This window comes from Sphingomonas sp. 10B4 (assembly GCF_035019905.1).
GTDB classification, from domain to species: domain Bacteria; phylum Pseudomonadota; class Alphaproteobacteria; order Sphingomonadales; family Sphingomonadaceae; genus Sphingomonas; species Sphingomonas glacialis.
In genome coordinates this window covers 1-4,623 of record NZ_JASJVC010000126.1, presented here as the reverse complement: position 1 = coordinate 4,623, position 4,623 = coordinate 1, and the positions used below count along the sequence as shown (strand labels likewise).

The 4,623-nt window shown below is 59.1% G+C and carries 5 protein-coding genes; 1 reads left to right on the top strand and 4 read right to left on the bottom strand.

Annotated features, from left to right (window positions below; translation table 11 throughout):
* A partial coding sequence (locus QN347_RS18770) for a transposase family protein (RefSeq protein WP_416350896.1) occupies positions 1-516 on the top strand: 516 nt, incomplete at its 5' end.
* A 195-nt stretch (positions 517-711) separates the two neighbouring features.
* Here the strand turns inward: QN347_RS18770 and rfbB are convergent.
* Genes rfbB through rfbA form a run of 4 tightly spaced genes read right to left on the bottom strand, consistent with a single transcriptional unit; the run spans position 712 to position 4,052 of the window.
* Positions 712-1,782 carry a dTDP-glucose 4,6-dehydratase gene (gene rfbB / locus QN347_RS18765; protein ID WP_322161331.1) on the bottom strand — a complete coding sequence of 357 codons (1,071 nt, stop codon included), beginning with the start codon at positions 1,780-1,782 and terminating at the stop codon, positions 712-714.
* The gene (rfbD, locus tag QN347_RS18760) at positions 1,775-2,632 is read right to left on the bottom strand and encodes a dTDP-4-dehydrorhamnose reductase (protein ID WP_322161332.1); all 858 of its coding nucleotides are present in this window, start codon (positions 2,630-2,632) and stop codon (positions 1,775-1,777) included. Before rfbD ends, rfbB begins: the two co-directional genes overlap by 8 nt.
* On the bottom strand, positions 2,629-3,174 hold the full coding sequence (rfbC, locus tag QN347_RS18755) for a dTDP-4-dehydrorhamnose 3,5-epimerase (protein WP_322161333.1): 546 nt from the start codon (positions 3,172-3,174) through the stop codon (positions 2,629-2,631). The genes rfbD and rfbC overlap by 4 nt, the downstream gene beginning before the upstream one ends.
* Positions 3,171-4,052 (bottom strand): glucose-1-phosphate thymidylyltransferase RfbA, encoded by an 882-nt coding sequence (gene rfbA / locus QN347_RS18750; protein ID WP_322161334.1) that lies wholly within the window; start codon positions 4,050-4,052, stop codon positions 3,171-3,173. The genes rfbC and rfbA overlap by 4 nt, the downstream gene beginning before the upstream one ends.
* Positions 4,053-4,623 lie beyond the last annotated feature (571 nt).

The window sequence follows — 4,623 nt, the reverse complement described above, 5'->3', positions numbered from 1 at the left end:
CTGTTCGGCAGCCATGCTGGCCACCTTCAGGCAGAAACTCCACTTAACAGCCTGTCCAAATTTGCCGAGCCACCTCTGTTCTCGGGCAAGCGGGTCGTGCGCGAGCTGGCCGATCTGATCGCTGAGCGCGGTGCGCCCAAAATGATCGTCAGCGACAAGAGGACCGAACTGACCTCGAACGCGGTGCTTGCGTGGTCGGGCGATGCTGGCGTCGAATGGCACTATATTGCGCCGGGCAAGCCGACGCAGAATGGGTTCGTCGAGAGCTTCAATTGTCGCATGCGCGACGAACTGCTCAACGAGACGCTGTTCTTCACGGTCCGCCAGGCGCGCTCGATCCTCGCAAGCTGGGTCGACGATTACAACACCGAGCGACCACATTCCTCACTCGGCTACGCCACACCAGCGGCCTTCGCCGCGGAACTCGAAAGGCAACGGACGGGTTTAAACCCGCCCGTTGCCTCACCCGCGCTCCTGCGCGACAACAATGGTCGGTCTCTGGTTGCGGCTGGATGAAAGACGGGGGTCACGTCAGGGTCACGTCACAGCCCAAGAATGGGCAGCAAATCAAATGGACACCGCAGCAAAGTTATCAGCGGCCTGATAACGGGGGTTACGTCAAGGTCCACTAGGCTTCGCATTCGGCTAGGCACGCGCGTCCCACAGTCACTTCGATGGGCATCGACTGGGGTGGTGGCCGACGACCGCCCCTCAGACAGCGAGCGCGGCTCGCGCTAGCAGCGGTTTCCACCATTGCTCGCCCGCGAGATACCACGCCAGCGTATCTGCGAACCCTCGCGGGAAATCGCGCGCCGGGACGTAGCCCAACTCGCTGTGAATCTTGCTGGCGTCAATCGCATATCGCCGATCGTGGCCCTTTCGATCTTCTACATAGCTCTTAAGCTCTGCTGTCGACCGCCCCTGCGCGGCAGGTGCCGCCGGAAACCGCGTAGCGAGCGTCGCGTCCACCGCGAACGCAGCATCCACGCCACGACAGATTTCGTCGACGACCGCAAAATTGGGAAGTTCTTGGCCGCCACCAATATTATAGGTTTCACCAATGCGACCGCCACGAAGGATGCGCTCAATTGCCTGGCAATGATCCGCGACGTGCAACCAGTCGCGCACATTCTTCCCGTCGCCATAGATGGGCAGCTGCTTGCCTGAGAGCGCGTTTAGTATGAACAAGGGAACGAGCTTTTCGGGGAATTGGAATGGGCCATAATTGTTCGAGCAATTACTGGTCGTCGTCTCCAACCCATACGTATGGTGATAGGCTCGCACGAGATGATCAGAGCTGGCCTTTGACGCGGCATAAGGCGAATTCGGCGCATAGGGCGTCACTTCGCTGAACGCCAAATCGTCCGCCCCGAGTGTACCGTAAACTTCGTCGGTCGAGACATGGTGGAAGCGGTGCGGCTTGCCGCCGCCCTGATCGAGCCAGGCGGTCTTTGCCGCCTTGAGCAAGCTGTGCGTGCCGACAACGTTGGTCGTAACAAAAGCGTCGGGTCCTGTGATCGATCGATCAACATGGGTCTCGGCCGCGAAATGTACGATCGTGTCGATCGCATGATCCGCAATGAGACGGCTAACAAGCGGCGTATCGCAAATGTCGCCTGGAATGAGAGTGACGCCGTCCAGACCGTCGAGATTTGCAGGATGTCCCGCGTAGCTCAGAATATCGAGGACCACGATTGCATCGTCCGGCGCAACGCTCCGCCAATGACGCACGAAATTCGAACCGATGAAGCCGGCGCCGCCGGTCACGATCATATTAGCCATTGGTGCTGATCTCGCCGATAAGAACGCGCAAATTGCTTCGCCAGTGCGGCGCCGCCCCGCCGAGCGCCTCAAAGGTCGAGCTCTTGTCGAGCACCGAATACTGCGGGCGGCGCGCAGGAGTCGGAAACGCGGCCGAACTGATCGGCACCACCGGCACAGCGCGCTCGAGCAGTCCGGCGGCAAGCGCCTCCTCCTGGATCGCGACGGCAAAGTCGTACCAGCTGGCGACACCCGAATCGGTGTAATGATACAGTCCAATGCGTTCCTGTCCCGCCAGAGACCAAAGGGCCGCAGCGAGACCCGGCGCGTAGGTTGGCGTGCCAATCTGATCGGCAACGACGCGAATCTGCGGCCGTTCGCCCATCAAGCGGATCATCGTGCGGACAAAATTGGCGCCGATCGGGGCGTAAACCCACGCGGTGCGCACAATCAGCGCATCTTCGCCGGCACGTTTCTCTCCAGCCAGCTTAGTGCGGCCATAGGCACTCAGCGGGTTGGTCGGCGCGGTGGGAGCATATGGTATGCCGGAAGTCCCGTCGAAGACGAAGTCGGTCGAGATGTGGACAAAGCGCGCGCCGATCGCGCGCGCCGCGTCTGCGAGGATGCCAACCGCGACTGCATTTACCTCGTATGCCGCGGACTCGTCGCCTTCCGCCTTGTCGACTGCGGTATAAGCAGCCGCATTGAACAGGAGATCGGGCCGCTCCACCCTAATCATCGCGCGGACACTGCTCGCATCCGTGATATCGAGCGTATCGAGGTCGTGACTGACGATACATGTTCCTGCCGGACTGGTCGCGGCAAGGCCGCGTCCCAGCTGCCCCCTGCCGCCGACGATCAACGCCTTCATGCGACCGTCGCAATCGCGGCGAAGGGCATGCCTACCCTATCCCGGCCTGAGAGCTGCGGTTCGAGCCCATCCAGTGGCCAATCGATTCCAAGGATTGGGTCGTTCCATTGCAGGGAATGCTCGTTCGCGGGTTCGAAATAGCTCGTGCATTTGTAGAGGAAATCGGTGTCATCCTCCAGCGCAAGAAAGCCGTGCGCGAATCCGTCCGGAACCCAGAACATGCGCTTGTTGGTGGCCGATAGCTCGACGCCAACCCATTTGCCGAAAGTTGCAGAGCCCGCGCGGATGTCGACCGCCACGTCCCATGCGCGACCATTCACCACGCGCACAAGCTTGCCTTGCGGATTTGGATCCTGAAAATGCAGCCCACGCAACACTCCGGCGGCAGAGCGACTGTGATTGTCTTGTACGAACTCAAGATCAAGCCCGAAATCGGCAAACCGGCGACGGTTCCAGCTTTCCAGGAAGAAACCGCGGTCATCGCCATACGCCGTCGGCTCGAGGATAAGAAGCCCCGCAATAGCCGTCTCTATGACGTTCACAGCGCAGCCTTTCCGTACAGCAGGCCTATCAAATACTCGCCATATCCGCTTTTTCGCAGAGGCGCCGCAAGCTCTTCCAGCTGCGCATCATCAATGAAACCTTGCCGCCAGCAAATTTCCTCCGGGCAGCAGATCTTAAGTCCCTGACGATCCTCGGTGATGCGCACATATAGCGCGGCATCGAGTAACGAGGCATGTGTGCCGGTATCAAGCCATACGTAACCGCGCCCCATGATCTGGACATTCAGCTTGCCGGCATCGAGATACATCCGGTTGAGGTCGGTGATCTCCAGTTCGCCGCGCCGGCTGGGCTTGAGATAGCGAGCAAGCCGAACCGCGTCGGAGTCGTAGAAATACAGTCCTGTAACGGCGTAGTTCGACTTCGGTTCCGCCGGCTTCTCCTCAATCGTTTCCGCCCGGCCACTTTTGTCGAAGGACACTACGCCATAGGATCGGGGATCCTGCACGAAATAGCCAAAGACCGTCGAACCGTCGGTACGGGCGGTGGCGGAGGACAACAGGTCGATCAGCCCGTGACCGTAGAAAATATTGTCGCCGAGCACTAGCATCGAGGATGCGTCGCCAACGAAATCCGCCCCGATATGATAGGCCTGGGCAAGACCGCCGGGCTCAGGCTGGACCGCATATTGTAGGCTTATGCCCCACGCGCTCCCGTCACCCAACAACGCTTTGAACGATGCCTGGTCATGGGGGGTCGTGATGATCATGATTTCGCGCACGCCGGTAAGAAGCAGTGTCGACAGCGGATAATAGATCATAGGCTTATCGTATACCGGCATCAGTTGCTTCGAGACCGCCTTCGTCAGGGGGTAGAGCCTCGTTCCTGAGCCGCCGGCCAGAAGTATACCTTTGCGCATTATCATCCCTTGGGCGTCGGTTGGCCGAAATAGCCGGGTTTGAGCTGTTACCCGAACTTGGGCCCTTTGCTGAGCGTTATAGCAAACCCATCGGCCTGGACAGGCGGCACTCTGGCGAGTGGCACACCGGCGATATCGAATCCCCGCCAATTACAAGCCATCCCAGCTTATCCTGCGGGCTCAATCTGCTGCTTTCGTGCTTTCCGCTCGTGTGGGCGTCGTTCATCAACGGGCCCAGTCCGGGCAGTGGACCCGCCCGCGCCGTAGAGCGCGGAAGCCGCTGGCTGACAGACCGCGACACAACGAGCGGGACCCGGCGCTTCGGCGATGGAACGACGGGCTACGGAGCCAATAGTCAGCAATGTCTCGCCAAAGTCCTAAGAATCTCCTGGACAGGTAATCTTTACAAACACTTTACGGCCAATCAACAGACATGCAATAATTAAAATTAATCTACAAACACGATCTATTTGATAGACACATATCTATCTATTTTAGAGGCTGTTTGGAAAATCGGATTTGAGGGATTCCGCTTGTCGCTGAAGTATGATTCAGAGCTTGGATGTGGACC

Bases quoted from the DNA above. Each gene is read 5' to 3' on its own strand.
- rfbB (WP_322161331.1), bottom strand. From the start codon at position 1,782: ATGGCTAATATGATCGTGACCGGCGGCGCCGGCTTCATCGGTTCGAAT.
- rfbD (WP_322161332.1), bottom strand. From the start codon at position 2,632: ATGAAGGCGTTGATCGTCGGCGGCAGGGGGCAGCTGGGACGCGGCCTT.
- rfbA (WP_322161334.1), bottom strand. From the start codon at position 4,052: ATGCGCAAAGGTATACTTCTGGCCGGCGGCTCAGGAACGAGGCTCTAC.